Origin of the sequence: Proteus hauseri ATCC 700826 (assembly GCF_001654965.1) — a bacterium.
GTDB lineage: Bacteria > Pseudomonadota > Gammaproteobacteria > Enterobacterales > Enterobacteriaceae > Proteus > Proteus hauseri.
Map to the genome: position 1 here is coordinate 18,207 of NZ_LXEV01000033.1, position 17,489 is coordinate 35,695.

A 17,489-nucleotide genomic window follows, 5' to 3' on the forward strand; every position below is an offset into this window, starting at 1 on the left:
TATTATTTAACCTGTTTTTGAACCTGAGCAGTAATATCTTTACCATCTGCAAAATAAGGAACAGTATTAGCATCTAAAACAACATCATAGCCTTCTTTTTTCGCAACAGCATCAACCGCATCTAATACACGTTTCATGATTTTGTTACGTTCTTCAGCTTGGCGACGACTAAAATCTTGCTCAAAAGCTTGCGCTTTTTGTGCGTAAGCTTCACGTTTAGCAACCAGATCTTTCTCTGTATTTGCACGTTGTGTTGCATTCATTGTCGGTGCGTCTTTCTGATATTTTTCAACTGCAGTTTGCAGTGCTTTACCTAAATTTTGTAATTCGGTGTCTCGCGATTTGAACTCATTTTCCAATTGTTTCTCTACCGCATCTCGGTTAGGAATTTGTTGGAGAACTTGACCGATATTCACAACAGCAACATTATCTGCGGCTTGAACACCTGCTGACATCGTCAATGCCATTCCTAAGGCAGCGGCACATAACAATTTTTTCACGATATACTCCTTAAAACCTAATATTTTGTCAGAATTTGGATGCCTTTTCATTTAGATGAATAAGGCATCAACTTTACTTACATCGCTACCACGTTCTACCAATATTAAATTGGAACTGCTCTGATTTATCGCCTTCGTAATCTTTTATCGGTCTCGCATAAGAGAAAACTAATGGACCTAATGGCGATAACCATTGTAACGCAACACCTGTCGAAACACGGATATCACTTGCTCTACTGTAATCAGGCATACCTGCAGTCCAAGCTGAGTTAGTGCTACTCCACTTGGTATCCCATACTGTACCTGCATCAACAAATAGTGAGGTTCTCACTGATGAAGAATATTTATCATCAATAAATGGTGTTGGCGTAATTAGCTCAAAGCTAGCAACTGCCATTGCATTACCACCGATAGCATCACTAGATGGCTCACCTGGTTTTGGCTTGCCATCTTTATCTAAATAAACCGCTTTAGGGCCGATATTATTTGAGCGGAAACCACGAACAGTACCTGAACCACCCGCATAAAAGTTTTCATAGAATGGTAATTCTTTACCGCCTAATCCATCACCGTAACCTAGGCGTCCGCGAACTAAGGTGACCCATGTTTCTTTTTCGTTGATTGGATAGTAAGCGGAGCCATCCCACGTTACTTTGTAATATTTGTTATCTGAGCCTGGAATAGTAATACGGCCGCTTAGATTACTCTTCGCACCTGAAGTTGGGAAGAAACCACGGTTTAAATTATTAAATGTCCAACCTAAGCTAACAGTATAGTCATCCGCATTAAATGATTCACGGCCTTCAAAATCGGGATTTTGACCCATGCTTTCAAGGTAACGCCACATAGCAACCTGAGGTTCCATACGTGACAGACCATTATGAGTATAACCTAAACCAAGGCGAGCAGAGTTATACTCATTTATTGGAAAGCCTAAACTACCATCGACACCATAAGATTTATTAGTATAGCCTGATAAATCTGCATCATTAGCGCGGAAGTCGTTATAGAAAATACGTCCGCCTAAACTCACACCATTAACAGTGAAGTATGGATCAGTCACAGACAATTCAGCATAAGTGGAGTAATCATTTTTACTCGCATTAATTGCTACTGCGTTACCTGTACCAAGCCAGTTATCTTGAGTGACACCAACTTGGAAGCTAACACCACTTTCAGTACCAAAACCGACACCAAAGTTTAATGAACCGGTATTACGTTCTTTTACACGATAAACAAGGTCAACCTGATCTGGCGACCCCGGAATACGTTGAGTTTCTGTTTCAACGTTTTCAAAGTAACCTAAACGATTTAAACGCTCTTTACCTTGTTCAACTAAATCACTTCCTAACCATGCACCTTCCATTTGACGCATTTCACGACGTAAAACATCATCTTTTGTGATGTCATTACCCGCAAAGCGAATTTGGCGTACATAAAAACGGTTACCGGCATCAACATTAACATGCAATTTAACCGTTTTATTTTCATCATTTATTTCAGGGTTAGTCATTACTCGTGGATAAGCATATCCATAACGACCCAACAGATTTTTAATATCATTTTCTGTTTTAGTGACCTGAGCACCGTTATAGAGTGACCCCGGTGCTATTTCGATAAGATCCTGAATTTGTTTAGTGTATCCTGCCGTATTACCATTTACTTCGGTATTTTCTACGGTATATTTTTCACCTTCTTTCAGGTTAATCGTAATATAAATACCTTTTTTATCCGGCGTTAAGCTGACATTAGTTGATTCAATATCAAAACGCGCATAACCACGGTCAAGATAAAAACTTCTTAAGGTCTCTAAGTCACCCGCTAACTTTTGCTTCTGATATTTTTCATCAGCAGCTAAGTTCCACCAAGGCACATCATCACGCAATTGAAAACGATTAACGAGCTCAGCGGTTGTAAAAGCTTTATTACCAACAATGTTGATTTGCTGAATTGTTGCTGATACACCCTCAGCAAACACCAGTTTTAAGTCAACACGGTTACGCGGAAGTGGCGTAACAACAACTTTTACGGTCGCATTATATTTACCAACGCTGTAATAGAAATCTTCAAGCCCTTTTTCAATATTTGCCAACATAGTACGGTCAAGAGTTTCACCGATACGAATATTGGAAGCTTCAAGGTTTTGTGTGAGCATCTCTTCTTTCACTGCTTTATTACCAGAAAAGGTAATGCTGGCAATCGTTGGGCGCTCTTTAACTTGAACAATCAGGGTATTTCCGTCACGCAGAACTCGAACATCATCAAAGTTACCCGTTGCAAATAATGAACGGATAGTTCGACTGATATCATCATCACCAACCGAATCTCCGACTCGGACAGGCATGTTCAGTAATGCTGCACCAACGGCGACGCGTTGAAGACCTTCAAATTGAATGTCCTGAACTACGAATCCGTCTGAACCGTATGCAGTGGCGCTGCCCAGCAGCAGCGACGCTATAAGCAACTTTTTCATCGCCATCGTTGTTTTGTGTTTTCCTAACCGGTCTCTGCTTACCAATTATAAGCGAGAGAAATCATTGAAAAGTGCAAGTCCCATTAACAGCATCAATGCCATAATACCAATGCGATAACAGAAATCTTGTACACGCTCAGATACCGGCCCTCCCTTTATCTTTTCGATAACCAGGAAAAGCAGGTGCCCGCCATCTAAGACAGGCAGGGGAAACAAGTTAATGATCCCCAGATTGACACTGATAAGAGCAATAAACATCAAATAATAAACAAAACCAGAATCAGCGGACATTCCTGCACCTTTCGCAATGGAAACCGGTCCACTGAGGTTAGTCAATTTGACATCACCCACCACTAACTTGCCAATCATTTTGACAGTTAACCCCATTAACTGCCACGTTTTATCAGATGCTTCGTATAGCGCTGAAAATGGGTTGTATTGCTGCATTATCAAATATTGCTCATCTGGTGGCAGTATTTGTAATTGAGCACCCACTTGTCCCACTTGGGTTCCATCTTTAAGCGCTATAGCTGTAGGCGTTATTGCTAATGCCAACATAGAACCATTACGATCAACTGTAAGTTCTAGCGTTTTATTTGGGCTTTGACGCACAAAATAAGTAAATGGATGCCAGTTATCAATTGGCTGACCATCGACTTTAACGATACGATCCCCTGCTTGTAAACCTGCTTTTTCAGCAGCAGAGTCCACCGTTACCTCAATAATTTTTGAATCTAACCGCGCACCAACAGGCATTATGCCTAGTGACGCAATAGGATCTTGCTTTTCAGGATCAAAGCGCCATTGTTGTAAATTCAGTATATTCTCACTCTCCATTTGAGAGTTAGGGTCGAATACAATAAAAGAAACTTCTTTTGCACCGATTTTACTGACTAATGCTAAACGAACTGCATTCTGATCAGGCGTTTCGATACCTGCAACGGATTTTAGTTCCATTCCCGGCATTAATTTCGCTTGTTCTGCGATAGAGTCGGGACGAATATCTGCAATAACAGGTTTTAAAGCAGGAACGCCTATCATAAATACAATCCAATAAGCGACTATCGCTAATAGAAAATTAGCAATTGGCCCCGCTGCAATAACGGCGGCTCTTTGACCTACAGTTTTATTATTAAAGGCAAGATGGCGACGTTCAGGTGTAACTTCACCTACCCGCTCATCTAACATTTTTACATAGCCACCTAAAGGTATCCATGCGACAACAAATTCAGTGCCGTGCTTATCTGTTTTTCGCCAAATTGCTTTGCCAAAACCAATAGAGAAACGCTCTACATAGATACCGCAACGTCTTGCCACCCAAAAATGCCCAAACTCATGTACCGTAATCAAAATACCAAGAACGATAATAAATGCGGCCAGATTCCAAAGGATACCCATTACTTACCTTTATAGTATAAAACCAGAAGAAATTAGGAATACTAATCCTGCAAATACTGGAATAGCTGCCGTTAAACTATCAATTCTATCAAGAACACCACCATGCCCCGGAATTAATTGGCTACTATCTTTAATACCTGATACACGTTTAAACATACTTTCAGCCAGATCACCAAAAACAGAAACAATAACCACAACACCTGAAATTAACAGTAAATGGTTAGGAACTTCCGTTATTGGAGCAAAATAAGTAAACAACCACGAAGCAATACCTGCTGTAATTAAGCCACCGACTAATCCCTCTAGAGTTTTGCCTGGTGATACTTTAGGTGCCATTTTATGTTTACCTATCAAACGGCCAAACGCATAAGCACCTGAATCTGCAGCCCAAACCAGTAACATGACATAAAGCAGCCACCATGCTCCTGTATAAGAGTTGGTGCTATAGCCAAACATACGCAACGCCATCATGCCACAATAAAAAGGAACAATCGTCAATATACCGAACAATAACTTAATAGAAACTGAATTTTTCCACATATTTGCTGAATTCGGATAACTTACAACTAATAATATTGCGGCAATCCACCAGATTAATCCTGCCCACAAACCATTTTTTATCATTGGAGTGTCAAGTAGGTGATTAAAATCAGGCAAAGAAAATTGCATAACGAGCAATAAAGCAGCAAAACCAATCCCAGTAGCTACGCGTTTACCTTGTGAATGCCAGCCCACAAACTGAGCCCACTCCCATCCGGCTAAACCTGATATAGCAATAATGACTAATCCAAAACCTGCTGGAGGAAGAAGAAATAGTGCAGCAATAACAATAGGGATTAAAATTAATGCGGTAATGACACGATACTTAAGCAAGTTATCCTCCCAGATTTATAGTATCTGTTTCTGATGTAGTACCACCGAAACGTCTTTCCCGTTTAGCAAAAGCATCGAGTGCATTCTGAAAAACTTTTTCATCAAAATCAGGCCATAGAACCTGCGTAAAATAGAGCTCAGCATAAGCAATCTGCCAAATAAGAAAATTGCTTATACGGTGTTCACCACCTGTACGAATAACCAAGTCAACATCAGGCTGATTATGCAAACAAAGGTGTGAAGATATCGACTTTTCATTAATATCTTCGACACTAATTTCCCCTTTTGCGAGGGATGTCGCTAATATTTGTACACTTTGAGTAATATCCCATCGACCGCCATAGTTAGCTGCAATATTTAAATTTAATCCTGTATTACCTGCCGTCAATGCAACAGAGCTTTTGATTCTATCTTGTAAGCGACGGCTAAAACGGCTGATATCGCCAATTACCGTGAGTTTAACGTTGTGTTTATGTAAGCTTTTTACTTCATTGTCTAAAGCAAACACAAATAATTCCATTAGAGAACTAACTTCCTGTTCTGGCCTATTCCAGTTTTCACTACTAAACGCATACAGCGTCAGTGATTGAATTTTATGTTTTACGGAAAAGCTAACTGCATCTCTAACTGCTTTAATTCCCGCGCGATGCCCCGTTACTCGGAGTTTCCCTTGCTTTTTAGCCCAGCGTCCATTGCCATCCATAATGATAGCTATGTGCTTTGGTTTTGATGCGGATGAATCGTCACTGGATAAGTTCACTCAATTTAACCCTTTGCTAATCTGATACTGATACAGACAGTCCTCTTCGGATACCTCATGCACAAAAAAAACCGTGTAATCCACGGCTTTTGGCAAAGCCTCAAAGTTGCTAAAGCGGTCGCTTTAGTAATGAACTGTTAATTTTCATTATTGTCTTTAGTGATTTGGCAACTATACCATTAGCCAGAAAGACGAACAAACACCCTATATTAAATATAATCACCATTATACAAATTGTGCGATGATCTGATTAGTTTCTAACCTTGCCAATTGATCAATTTCTAAAACATCATCGATACTTTGAGGCTCTGATAGGTCAAAATGTTCAACAACTTTGCGATTAATTTTAGCAATATCAGTAAATTTCACTTTTTCGCACAAAAAAGCATCAACAACGACTTCATTAGCAGCATTTAACACTGTTGTTGAAGCTTGGCCTCTTTTCGATGCCTCAATGGCAAGTGCCAAACAAGGGTAACGTTGATAGTCTGGTCGAATAAATTCTAAAGATTGAATCTCAAAAAAATCTAATGCTTTTGCCCCTGACTGTGTTCGATGTGGATAAGCCATCGAATAAGCAATCGGTGTTCTCATATCAGGTTCACCAATTTGAGCAATAATACTACCGTCACGATACCGAACCATTGAATGAATCACAGACTGAGGATGAATAATGACTTCCATTTCTTCTTCTGACGCATTAAAGAAATAGCGGGCCTCTATATATTCTAACCCTTTATTCATCATTGTTGCTGAATCAACGGAGATCTTACGTCCCATTGACCAATTTGGGTGTGCACATGCTTGATCTGGCGTCATTGCATCAAGCTCTTCTAATGGGGTATAGCGAAAAGGACCACCGGAACCTGTTAATAAAATACTGGTCACTCCTTCTGTATCTAAAGAAGCATGACCTAAATTCTCTTGAATGGCTTTTGGCAGGCTTTGATAAATTGCATTATGTTCGCTATCAATAGGTAACACTTTTGCACCATATTTAGCTACAGCATCAAAAAAAAGACGCCCGCTTGTAATTAGCGACTCTTTATTCGCTAATAAAATACGTTTACCTTTTTCTATTGCTGCAAGTGTTGGTTTTAAACCTGCAACACCAGTAATTGCTGACATAACTTGATCAGCTTCATCCAATGCAGCAATTTCATTAATTGCATTATTGCCTGATAAAATTTCTGTTCTACACGATGTATTCGCTAATAATTGCTTAAGTTTTTTAGCACTGTTTCCATCTGCCATTACTGCGAATTTAGGATTAAAGGAGAGACACTGTTGCGCCATTATCTTTTCATTTTTCCCTGCCGCTAGGGCAAGAACCTGATATTCCTCAGGATTATTTTCAATAACGGAGAGTGTACTTGTACCTATAGACCCCGTTGAGCCTAATATAGTTATTTGTTTCATTTATTAATCTGTCTATATATCTACAACGTTTTAATTAAAGAGAATTATATCAGTATGGAGAGAGAAAAGAGGGCAAAAGATGAGAACTTTACTAAATAATGTGACAAACCGAGGGTATTAATCTCAAACTCTCAGATAAATCCCCAAAAATAATGCCGCTTAAAGCGGCATTATCAAAAAAAGGATTTCAAAAATCAGAATTCCATTAACTCTGCTTCTTTCAGTGTTAATGCTTCATCGATTTTTTTAATAAACATGTCAGTTAATTTTTGAATTTCGTCTTGTGAACGACGTTCGTCATCTTCGCTGATTTCTTTATCTTTTAGTAATGCTTTGATTTTATCATTAGCATCACGACGAATATTACGAACAGAAACACGACCTTGTTCAGCATCACCACGAACAACTTTAATTAAGTCTTTACGACGTTCTTCTGTTAATGGTGGCAGTGGAACACGAATAATAGTGCCAGCAGATGAAGGATTTAAGCCTAAATCTGATGCCATAATCGCTTTTTCTACTGCAGGTGCTAAAGAACGGTCAAATACAGTGATTGCCAAAGTACGGCCATCTTCTGCAACAACGTTAGCAACTTGGTTTAATGGAGTTGGTGCGCCATAATATTCGACAACAATGCCGTCTAAAAGGCTTGGTGATGCGCGACCTGTGCGAACTTTATTAATTTGGCTTTTTAGTGCTTCAACGCTTTTTTCCATGCGTTCTTGAGCATCTTTTTTGATTTCATTAATCACGTTATAAACCCTTGGGAACTGGTTATCTTCCAGTCGATATACTAAATATCGACATAAATGAATTAGCGTACTCTCGATGGTAACGCCAAATTATACCGTTGTCTCTGTGTATTAAGCGTGAGAAATCAAAGTTCCTTCACTTTCACCCATTACAACCCGACGTAAAGCACCCGGTTTATTCATATTGAATACGCGGATAGGTAAATTATGGTCTCGGGCTAATGTGAATGCAGCAAGATCCATGACTTTCAATTCACGTTCTAATACTTCCTGATAAGTCAGACTTTCATAAAGTACTGCATCAGGTTCTTTTGTTGGATCGGCAGAGTAAACACCGTCAACTTTCGTCGCTTTTAATACGACATCAGCTTCAATTTCAATACCGCGTAAACACGCAGCAGAATCGGTAGTAAAGAATGGGTTACCTGTACCAGCCGAGAAAATGACTACTCGGCCATGGCGTAATAAGCTAATTGCTTCTGCCCAACTGTAGTTATCACAGACACCATTTAGAGGAAATGCCGACATAAGGCGTGCGTTTACATATGCACGGTGCAATGCGTCACGCATTGCTAAGCCATTCATTACTGTCGCTAACATTCCCATGTGGTCACCCACGACACGGTTCATACCTGCCGCCGCAAGACCTGCGCCGCGAAACAAGTTACCACCGCCAATTACGACACCGACTTGTATCCCCAATTCAACGAGTTCTTTGATTTCCTGAGCCATGCGATCAAGTACACTCGCATCGATACCAAAACCTTCTGCACCTTGCAGGGCTTCACCACTCAGTTTTAATAAAATTCGCTGATATACAGGTTTTGCATTGGTTGCCATGGTGTTCTGTCCTAAGCAGATTAGTTAATTGGAGGTTTTAGATAGCCTTCTCTTTTTATAAGAAGAAGTAAACAAACAGCCAGTGGAGATTCTAACAAAACAGAACCGCCATTAGGCGGCTCTGTAAACGCAAAGCGTTATTATTTGCTCATTGCAGCAACTTCTGCTGCGAAATCAGCTTCAACTTTCTCAATACCTTCACCCACTTCAAAACGAACGAAGTTGATAACATCAGCATTGTTTTCTTTCAGCAGTTCGCCAACAGTTTTGCTTGGATCCATAACGAAATGCTGACCAGTCAGAGAGATCTCACCGGTGAATTTGTTCATGCGACCGATAACCATTTTTTCTGCGATTTCGCGTGGTTTACCTGATTGCATTGCAATGTCCATCTGAATTTGGTGTTCGTGTTCAACAACATCAGCTGGAACATCTTCAGGACGAACATATTCTGGTTTGCTTGCAGCTACGTGCATAGCGATATGTTTGATCAGTTCTTCGTTAGCGCCTTTAGCAGAAACTAAAACACCAATACGAGCACCATGCAAGTAAGTACCCAGTTCGTCAGCTTCTAATACAGCAACACGACGGATGTTGATGTTTTCACCAATTTTAGCAACCAGAGTAGTACGTGCTTCTTCAAATTTTGCTTTCAGTGCATCGATATCAGCGGTTTTGTCTGCTAATACTGCAGCCATAACGTCTTTACCGAAAGCGATGAAGCCAGCATCTTTTGCTACGAAGTCTGTTTCACAGTTCAGTTCAACTAGCGCACCGAATTTACCATCAGCAGCAACTTCTGCCAGGATGATACCTTCAGCTGCAACGCGACCTGCTTTTTTAGCCGCTTTTGCTTGACCTGATTTACGCATGTTATCGATAGCTAACTCGATATCACCATTCGCTTCAACCAGCGCTTTTTTACATTCCATCATACCTGCGCCAGTACGTTCACGCAGTTCTTTTACCAAAGCAGCGGTAATTCCAGACATTTGTTTTATTCCTCGATTTTCTATGGTAAACCATAGATGTTCTCATAGCAGATGTGTAAAGGGGGCCTATGAAGGCCCCCTAACCAATATATAGCAATACCTGGTTAAATAAGGGCTCTTACGAGCGTGCCTTATTATTCAGCTTCGACTAAGCCTTCTTCAGCCTGAACAGCCAGATCTTGAGAACGACCTTCACGAACAGCTGTTGCTGCAGCGGTCAGATATAATTTAACCGCACGGATTGCATCATCATTACCAGGGATAATGAAGTCGATACCGTCTGGATCAGAGTTAGTATCAACGATAGCAAATACTGGGATACCCAGGTTGTTTGCTTCTTTGATAGCAATGTGTTCGTGTTCAGCATCGATAACAAACAGAGCGTCAGGTAAACCGCCCATGTCTTTGATACCACCCAGGCTGTTTTCTAACTTACCAAGTTCACGAGAACGCATTAACGCTTCTTTCTTGGTCAGTTTGTCAAAAGTACCGTCCTGAGATTGTGATTCTAAATCTTTCAGGCGTTTGATTGACTGACGAACAGTTTTCCAGTTAGTCAGCATACCGCCTAACCAGCGGTGGTTTACAAAAAACTGGTCACAGCTTTCTGCTGCTTCTTTAACAGCTTCAACGGCAGAGCGCTTAGTACCAACAAACAGGATTTTGCCTTTACGAGAAGCAATTTTGTTCAGTTCAACCAAAGCTTCATTGAACATTGGAACAGTTTTTTCCAAGTTAATGATATGAACTTTGTTACGCGCACCAAAGATGAAAGGTTTCATTTTTGGATTCCAGTAACGAGTTTGGTGACCGAAGTGAACACCGGCTTGCAGCATATCGCGCATTGAAACAGTTGCCATTTTAAACCTCTATAAAATTAAGTTTGGGGTTATTTCGTCCACAAACCCCATACGACCGACTCATCGGCTGTAAAGGTCAACCTTTACATAAGAGCACCCCGGCGTATGTGTCGATTTGTGTGTGTAATTTACACAATTGAATTTTTCAGATTTACTGTCACTCGCCACCATAGCAATAAGCTAATAACGCAATAACAGAACTCCGGCGCGCTTTATACCATAAATTGCAGCAAGAAACCACTATTAGTTACTTTTAATGGGGGCGTTTTTCAAGCGAAACAAGCCTCTAAAATAGATAACAAAACGCATTAGAATAGGCATAAAAACGAATACTACTCTGATATCAATTAGGTAGCCTGTTAGATAATACCCGCTCTACTTTATTAAAATAAATTTATTTAAATAGGTAAATAGAAATAGAGAAAACAGCGTTATTACATTTTAAAACAGGATAAAGGGGCTAAATTAAAAAAGCGCAATATGAAAAGACATTACTATTAAGAAAGCGTATGTTCGTCATTTATATTGATATCATAAGATTGTATTCATTCCCTTTATTGGCACATAAAGTTTCTGCTGATATCATAAATGGTAATCAGAATTATTTCTCACATCCTAATTCATTTACCTATAATACATTGTATATCTCAATACACTGTATTGTGGCTTTTAATATAGACGAAGAACTCAAATGGCTATTGTAATCAAGACTGAAGAAGATATTCAAAAAATGCGCGTCGCAGGTCGCCTTGCGGCAGAAGTTCTTGAAATTATCGCACCGTATGTAAAACCTGGCGTCAACACAGGGGAACTAGACCGTATTTGTCACGAACACATTGTAAATGTGCAACAAGCGATTCCAGCTTGCTTAAACTATCATGGTTTTCCCAAATCGGTTTGTATTTCTGTAAATGATGTTATTTGCCACGGTATTCCTAGCGAAGATAAAATTCTTAAAGATGGTGATATTGTTAATATCGATGTCACTGTAATTAAAGACGGCTTTCATGGTGATACCTCAAAAATGTTCATTGTAGGTAAGCCAACTATCCAGGGTGAACGTCTATGTCGTATCACACAAGAAAGCCTTTATCTGGCAATTAAAATGGTAAAACCAGGGATTCGCTTACGTGAATTAGGTAGAGCTATTCAAAAATTTGTCGAAAGCCATGATTTTTCTGTTGTTCGTGAATACTGTGGTCACGGCATTGGTGAAGGTTTTCATGAAGAACCACAAGTTCTTCATTACGATGCTGATGACAGTGGTGTTGTGCTACAAAAAGGCATGGCTTTTACTATTGAACCAATGGTAAACACAGGTGATTACCGTATTCGCACCATGAAAGATGGCTGGACTGTCAAAACTAAAGATCGTGGCTGGTCTGCACAATATGAACACACACTTGTTGTTACAGATAATGGTTGTGAAATCATGACGCTACGTAAAGAAGAAGAACCCTTTATTTCTGCCGTATTAGTTAACGAATAAAACACGCCAATACAATATAAAATGTAAAAGCGACATATTTTTTCGAGATATGTCGCTTTTTTTATTTTCTTCAGTATGAATTAACAGAATTGCTAGTCAGGTTATCGTTTTCACATTAGTCTTAATATCATAAGCAAATATTGAGTAAGAAGACCAACGATGATAATCAAAAATGCATTTCAGGTGCCGCCACCTTCCCCACTTTTGCTAACCGAAAATGAGCTAAATTGCGCTGAGCTTAAGCTTTCTATTGAACAATTTCAGTTATGGCTTGCTGATGCTTTTCATCATGATGTTGATGTTGCTCTATTACTTCACGCTCGTAGTCATTTTATTGATGAACTTTTGATGCAACTTTGTCGACATACAAAATTAGAAAATTACCCTGATCTGACAATCGTGGCTGTTGGTGGCTACGGTAGACAAGAGTTACATCCCCTTTCTGATATCGACCTGCTTTTTTTAAGTGACGCGCCATTATCACCACAAGCCGCAGATATTGTTAGCAAGCTCATTACATTACTTTGGGATATACGCCTGGAAGTGGGTGCCAGTGTAAGGACGATGGAAGAATGTCTGCTAGAAGGGCTTTCTGACCTAACCGTTGCAACTAATTTACTCGAAGCGCGGTTTATTTGTGGTAATCACACACTCTATCAACAACTAATTAATCATATATTTAGCCAAGGTTTTTGGCCATCGCCACTATTTTTTGCCGCAAAAGTTGAAGAACAACAACAAAGACACCAACGTTTCCATAGCACTAGTTATAATCTTGAACCTGATATTAAAAGTAGCCCCGGTGGGCTTCGCGATATACATACTCTGATTTGGGTTGCTCATCGTCATTTTGGTGCCACATCTGTGGCTGAAATGGTTAATTTTGGCTTTTTAACTCCAGCTGAAGGGCAAGAACTTTTAGAGTGCCAATATACTCTTTGGCGGATCCGTTTTGCACTTCATTTAGTCCTTTCTCGCTATGACAACCGCCTATTATTTGACCGTCAATTAAGCGTTGCACAGCTGTTAAATTACAAGGGTGAGGGAAACCAACCAGTAGAGAAAATGATGAAGGATTATTATCGAGTAACTCGCCGAGTTAGCGAATTAAACGATATGTTACTTCAACTATTTGATGAGGCAATTTTAGCATTACAACCTAATGTAAAACCACGCCCACTAGATAGTGAATTTCAACTCCGAGGCACGTTAATCGATGTCATTGATGAAAGCTGTTTTCTTGATGATCCTGTCGTTATCATGCGTCTGTTCTTACGCATGGCTGAGCATGAAGGGATAACTGGGATTTATTCTACAACGTTACGCCATTTACGTTATGCACGCAGACATCTTGTACAGCCTTTATGTGAGTACCCACTAGCAAGACAAGTTTTTATGCAGATACTGCGTCATCCTCGTGCTGTATCAGGTGCTTTTGTTCCAATGCATAAACACAGTGTATTGGGGGCTTATTTCCCTCAATGGAATAATATTGTTGGTCAAATGCAGTTTGACCTTTTTCACGCATACACTGTTGATGAACATACAATCCGTGTTTTACAAAAATTAGAAAGTTTCGCAAACTCAGAAAATCGCGAAAAACACCCACTTTGCGTTGATATTTACCCTAAATTACCACAACTTGAGTTATTACGTTTAGCCGCACTATTTCATGATATAGCAAAAGGGCGTCAAGGTGATCACTCGCTCTTAGGTGCGAAAGATATTTGTGATTTTGCACAGCAACATGGTTTTAACCAGCGTGAAATTGCATTAGTAGAATGGCTTGTTAGTCACCACTTACTTATGTCCGTTACTGCTCAACGTCGCGATATTCAAGATCCAGATGTTATTTTTCAATTTGCCTCTGAAGTCAACAACGAGAGCCGATTACGCTATTTACTTTGTCTAACCGTTGCTGATATCTGTGCCACTAACAGTAGTTTGTGGAATAGCTGGAAACAGAGCCTATTACGAGAACTTTTCCTTTCTACTGAAAACCAGTTACGCCAAGGAATGAAGTCGATTCCTGATTTACGTGAACGAATTCGTCATCATCGTATGCAAGCACTAACTATCTTGCAAAAAAAACAGATTGATGAAGAAAAACTTCAAATTGTATGGAACCGTTGTCATGCTGACTATTTTTTACGTCATACGCCAGAACAACTGGCTTGGCATGGTCAAGCATTAGTTGAACACAACAGCGCAGATCCCATGGTGCTCATTAGCCAAAAAGCCATACACGGTGGTACCGAAATATTTATTTGGTGTGCTGATAGACCATCACTGTTCGCGTCTGTTGCTGGAGAATTAGATAGGCGTAATCTAAATATTCATAATGCCCAAATATTTACTAACCGAGATAATATGGCGATGGATACGTTTGTGGTGTTAGAGCCTAATGGCAAACCACTTACAGTTGATCGATATAACTCCATTCGCAAAGCACTTATCCAAGTTGTTTCAGCCCCTTATAATTCCAATGCAAAAACGCGCACACTCCCCGCTAAGTTGCGCCATTTTGATGTTCCAACAAAAATTAATTTTGTTGCCTCACATCATAATAAACGCACCTATATGGAGCTTTTTGCCCGTGATCGCCCAGGTTTATTAGCCATTATAGGTAAAGTGTTTGCCGATCTTTCCCTTTCATTACATGGCGCTAGAATTACAACTATCGGTGAACGAGTTGAAGACTTTTTTGTTTTAACAGATAGCGAAAATAAAGCACTAAATAAAAAAATGAAGGATGAAGTTGCAGAAAGGTTGACAAAAGCCCTAGTTTCAAAGGATAAAATATAGAAACCCACGACAATACATATAGGAAATACTATTGATGCAAGCATTACAATCTATTATCGATAACGCATTTGAACACCGAGCTGATATCACCCCAAATAACGTAGAACTTCATGTTCGTGATGCCATTAATAACGTTATTGCACTACTAGATAGCGGAAAGCTACGTGTCGCAGAAAAAATCAATGGTCAGTGGGTAACACATCAATGGTTAAAAAAAGCCGTTTTACTCTCTTTTCGCATTAATCATAATCAAGTGATTGATGGAAGTGAAAGTCGCTATTTTGATAAAGTACCGATGAAATTTGCAGATTATGACCAAGCTCGATTTGAAAAAGAGGGGTTCCGTGTTGTTCCTCCTGCCGCTGTTAGACAAGGCGCTTATATCGCTCGCAATACGGTATTAATGCCTTCCTATGTCAATATTGGTGCTTATGTTGATGAAGGTAGTATGGTCGATACATGGGCGACAGTGGGATCATGTGCGCAAATTGGTAAAAATGTTCATTTATCTGGTGGTGTAGGTATTGGTGGTGTATTAGAGCCACTGCAAGCAAACCCAACTATTATTGAAGACAACTGCTTTATTGGTGCACGTTCAGAAATTGTTGAAGGTGTTATTGTTGAAGAAGGTGCTGTTATTTCAATGGGTGTTTATATTGGCCAAAGCACCAAAATTTATGATCGAGAAACCGGCGAAGTTCATTATGGTCGCGTTCCTGCTGGCTCGGTTGTCGTTTCTGGTAATTTACCGTCTAAAGATGGCAGCTATAGCCTTTATTGCGCAGTTATTGTGAAAAAAGTAGATGCCAAAACCCGTGGGAAAGTAGGCATTAATGAATTGTTAAGAACTATCGACTAATATAAGAACAGCGGATAGAATTATTTCTGTTCGCTATTCTTTCATTCATCTCTCTGTTAGGTGCCAATATATGTACGATAATTTAAAAAATTTAGGGATCCCGCATCCTGAAGATATTGACCGCTACTCTCTACGCCAAGAAGCTAATAACGATATTCTTAAAATCTATTTTCGCAAAGATAAAGGCGAGTTTTTTGCTAAAAGCGTAAAGTTTAAATATCCACGCCAACGTAAAACTATTTCTGATGGCCAGTCTGGTCAAGGTTTTAAAGAAGTAAATGAAATCAACACTAACCTACGTTATGTTATTGAAGAATTAGATAAAATTTGTCAACGTGACCAAGTTGAAGTGGATTTAAAACATAAAATTCTTGATGATTTACGTCACCTTGAACATGTTGTTGCTAATAAAATTGCTGAAATTGAAGCTGATTTAGAAAAACTAACTCGTCGTTAACAGATTAGATAAAAATTATTCTAAGAGTCTAGTTAAAATTATTTTCAGCTCAAAACAAAAAATAACGCCACAAATTTAACATCGTTATGCGGCGTTATTTTTTAATAAAGTATTATTTAGCAAGATGTTATTTGAACATTGAGTATTTAAACATTGAGTATTAGCAGATATTAGTTTAATAGCTTAGCCCAGTGTTCTAACCATTCTATAGCAAATACTTCAGGCTCTGCGATTTCTATACCATCAATCTTCAATACTTCACCAATGCGTTTTGCTTGATGTTCTTGTAATAGTTCGTCGAATTGCATACCACCGCCACAATAATGGTCGTAGCTACTATCGCCCAAAGCAATTAAGCCATAGTTTAAATTAGGCTGATAACCCAAATTATCGCGTAACTCATGATATAACGGTGCGATATTATCTGGTAAATCACCTTGACCTGTAGTTGAGGTAATAACTAAAACTGTCGAATATTTTTGCCAATCAGCTAATGTACCGTCTTCATAAACATTGGCTTGATGTTTATGTTCAATCAAAATACGCTGAGCCTCTTCTGCCACCGCTAATGCGTTGCCGTAAACAGTTCCTACAAAAATGCCAATTTCTGCCATGATATTCTCGTTCAATAAGTTATACTTTAATACTCAATAACCTCAATTAATAAGATATAAAATTAAAGCTTTCTTCTCAAGCCTTATTTATATTTAAAAATAGAATGTAGAATATTTTTTGTCTGATCGTGTCTGCTATAAATATAATCAAGAATATTTGTTGATAAAGATATATCTTTTATCATGTTGATACTATTAAGTAGAAAAAATTCTTCGTCAGCAACCCTTACATGTTTTCCGCTTTCTAATTTCCCCCCCCAAGAGCACGTATTAGATAAATATCCTTCTGATTTATTTAAATATTCAATTGCGTTATCAATTTTTTCTTTATCTTTATTTAAATCATTGAGTGTTCTTTCATGCTTAATTGGAAAGAAAAATTTATACACATATGATAA

16 protein-coding genes are annotated in these 17,489 nt (G+C 39.1%); 4 read left to right on the forward strand and 12 right to left on the reverse strand.

Translation table 11 applies throughout. From position 1 onward, the window contains the following. Nucleotides 1–2: 2 nt before the first annotated feature. The 10 genes from M997_RS15225 to rpsB form a co-directional block, all read right to left on the reverse strand. Nucleotides 3–500, reverse strand: a complete 498-nt coding sequence (locus M997_RS15225) for an OmpH family outer membrane protein (protein ID WP_064720963.1) — start codon at nt 498–500, stop codon at nt 3–5. Between the two features lie 85 nt (nt 501–585). Beyond that, entirely contained in the window at nt 586–2,979 is a 2,394-nt protein-coding gene (bamA, locus tag M997_RS15230) for an outer membrane protein assembly factor BamA (RefSeq protein ID WP_064720964.1), read from the reverse strand. A 39-nt stretch (nt 2,980–3,018) separates the two neighbouring features. Continuing rightward, a complete protein-coding gene (gene rseP, locus M997_RS15235) occupies nt 3,019–4,371 on the reverse strand; it encodes a sigma E protease regulator RseP (protein WP_064720965.1) in 1,353 nt (450 codons plus the stop codon). 9 nt (nt 4,372–4,380) lie between these two features. Continuing rightward, nucleotides 4,381–5,244 (reverse strand): phosphatidate cytidylyltransferase, encoded by an 864-nt coding sequence (cdsA, locus tag M997_RS15240; RefSeq protein ID WP_064720966.1) that lies wholly within the window; start codon nt 5,242–5,244, stop codon nt 4,381–4,383. Between the two features lies 1 nt (nt 5,245). Next, the gene (gene uppS / locus M997_RS15245; protein WP_239994702.1) at nt 5,246–5,947 is read right to left on the reverse strand and encodes a polyprenyl diphosphate synthase; all 702 of its coding nucleotides are present in this window, start codon (nt 5,945–5,947) and stop codon (nt 5,246–5,248) included. Between the two features lie 282 nt (nt 5,948–6,229). After that, entirely contained in the window at nt 6,230–7,423 is a 1,194-nt protein-coding gene (gene ispC, locus M997_RS15250; RefSeq protein ID WP_064720968.1) for a 1-deoxy-D-xylulose-5-phosphate reductoisomerase, read from the reverse strand. A 194-nt stretch (nt 7,424–7,617) separates the two neighbouring features. Next, nucleotides 7,618–8,175, reverse strand: coding sequence for a ribosome recycling factor (gene frr, locus M997_RS15255; RefSeq protein ID WP_064720969.1), 558 nt, complete (start codon nt 8,173–8,175; stop codon nt 7,618–7,620). A gap of 111 nt (nt 8,176–8,286) precedes the next feature. Then, nucleotides 8,287–9,015, reverse strand: a complete 729-nt coding sequence (gene pyrH / locus M997_RS15260) for a UMP kinase (protein WP_064720970.1) — start codon at nt 9,013–9,015, stop codon at nt 8,287–8,289. Nucleotides 9,016–9,155: 140 nt separating this feature from the next. Continuing rightward, complete coding sequence (tsf, locus tag M997_RS15265; protein WP_064720971.1) at nt 9,156–10,007, reverse strand: translation elongation factor Ts; 852 nt, start codon at nt 10,005–10,007, stop codon at nt 9,156–9,158. 134 nt (nt 10,008–10,141) lie between these two features. Further along, nucleotides 10,142–10,867, reverse strand: a complete 726-nt coding sequence (gene rpsB / locus M997_RS15270; RefSeq protein ID WP_036934040.1) for a 30S ribosomal protein S2 — start codon at nt 10,865–10,867, stop codon at nt 10,142–10,144. 691 nt (nt 10,868–11,558) lie between these two features. Between rpsB and map the strand changes: the two genes are divergently transcribed. From map to M997_RS15290, 4 genes are all read left to right on the forward strand, one after another. Next, nucleotides 11,559–12,356, forward strand: a complete 798-nt coding sequence (gene map / locus M997_RS15275; protein WP_064720972.1) for a type I methionyl aminopeptidase — start codon at nt 11,559–11,561, stop codon at nt 12,354–12,356. A gap of 159 nt (nt 12,357–12,515) precedes the next feature. After that, complete coding sequence (gene glnD / locus M997_RS15280) at nt 12,516–15,161, forward strand: bifunctional uridylyltransferase/uridylyl-removing protein GlnD (RefSeq protein ID WP_064720973.1); 2,646 nt, start codon at nt 12,516–12,518, stop codon at nt 15,159–15,161. A gap of 34 nt (nt 15,162–15,195) precedes the next feature. After that, entirely contained in the window at nt 15,196–16,020 is an 825-nt protein-coding gene (gene dapD / locus M997_RS15285) for a 2,3,4,5-tetrahydropyridine-2,6-dicarboxylate N-succinyltransferase (RefSeq protein ID WP_064720974.1), read from the forward strand. 70 nt (nt 16,021–16,090) lie between these two features. Then, entirely contained in the window at nt 16,091–16,477 is a 387-nt protein-coding gene (locus M997_RS15290; protein ID WP_064720975.1) for a DUF3461 family protein, read from the forward strand. A 170-nt stretch (nt 16,478–16,647) separates the two neighbouring features. Here M997_RS15290 and M997_RS15295 read toward each other — a convergent pair whose 3' ends face one another. Together M997_RS15295 and M997_RS15300 are read right to left on the reverse strand one after the other, a co-directional pair. Further along, nucleotides 16,648–17,091 carry a flavodoxin gene (locus M997_RS15295; RefSeq protein WP_064720976.1) on the reverse strand — a complete coding sequence of 148 codons (444 nt, stop codon included), beginning with the start codon at nt 17,089–17,091 and terminating at the stop codon, nt 16,648–16,650. 83 nt (nt 17,092–17,174) lie between these two features. Next, nucleotides 17,175–17,480, reverse strand: coding sequence for a hypothetical protein (locus tag M997_RS15300; protein ID WP_064720977.1), 306 nt, complete (start codon nt 17,478–17,480; stop codon nt 17,175–17,177). Between the last annotated feature and the right edge of the window lie 9 nt (nt 17,481–17,489).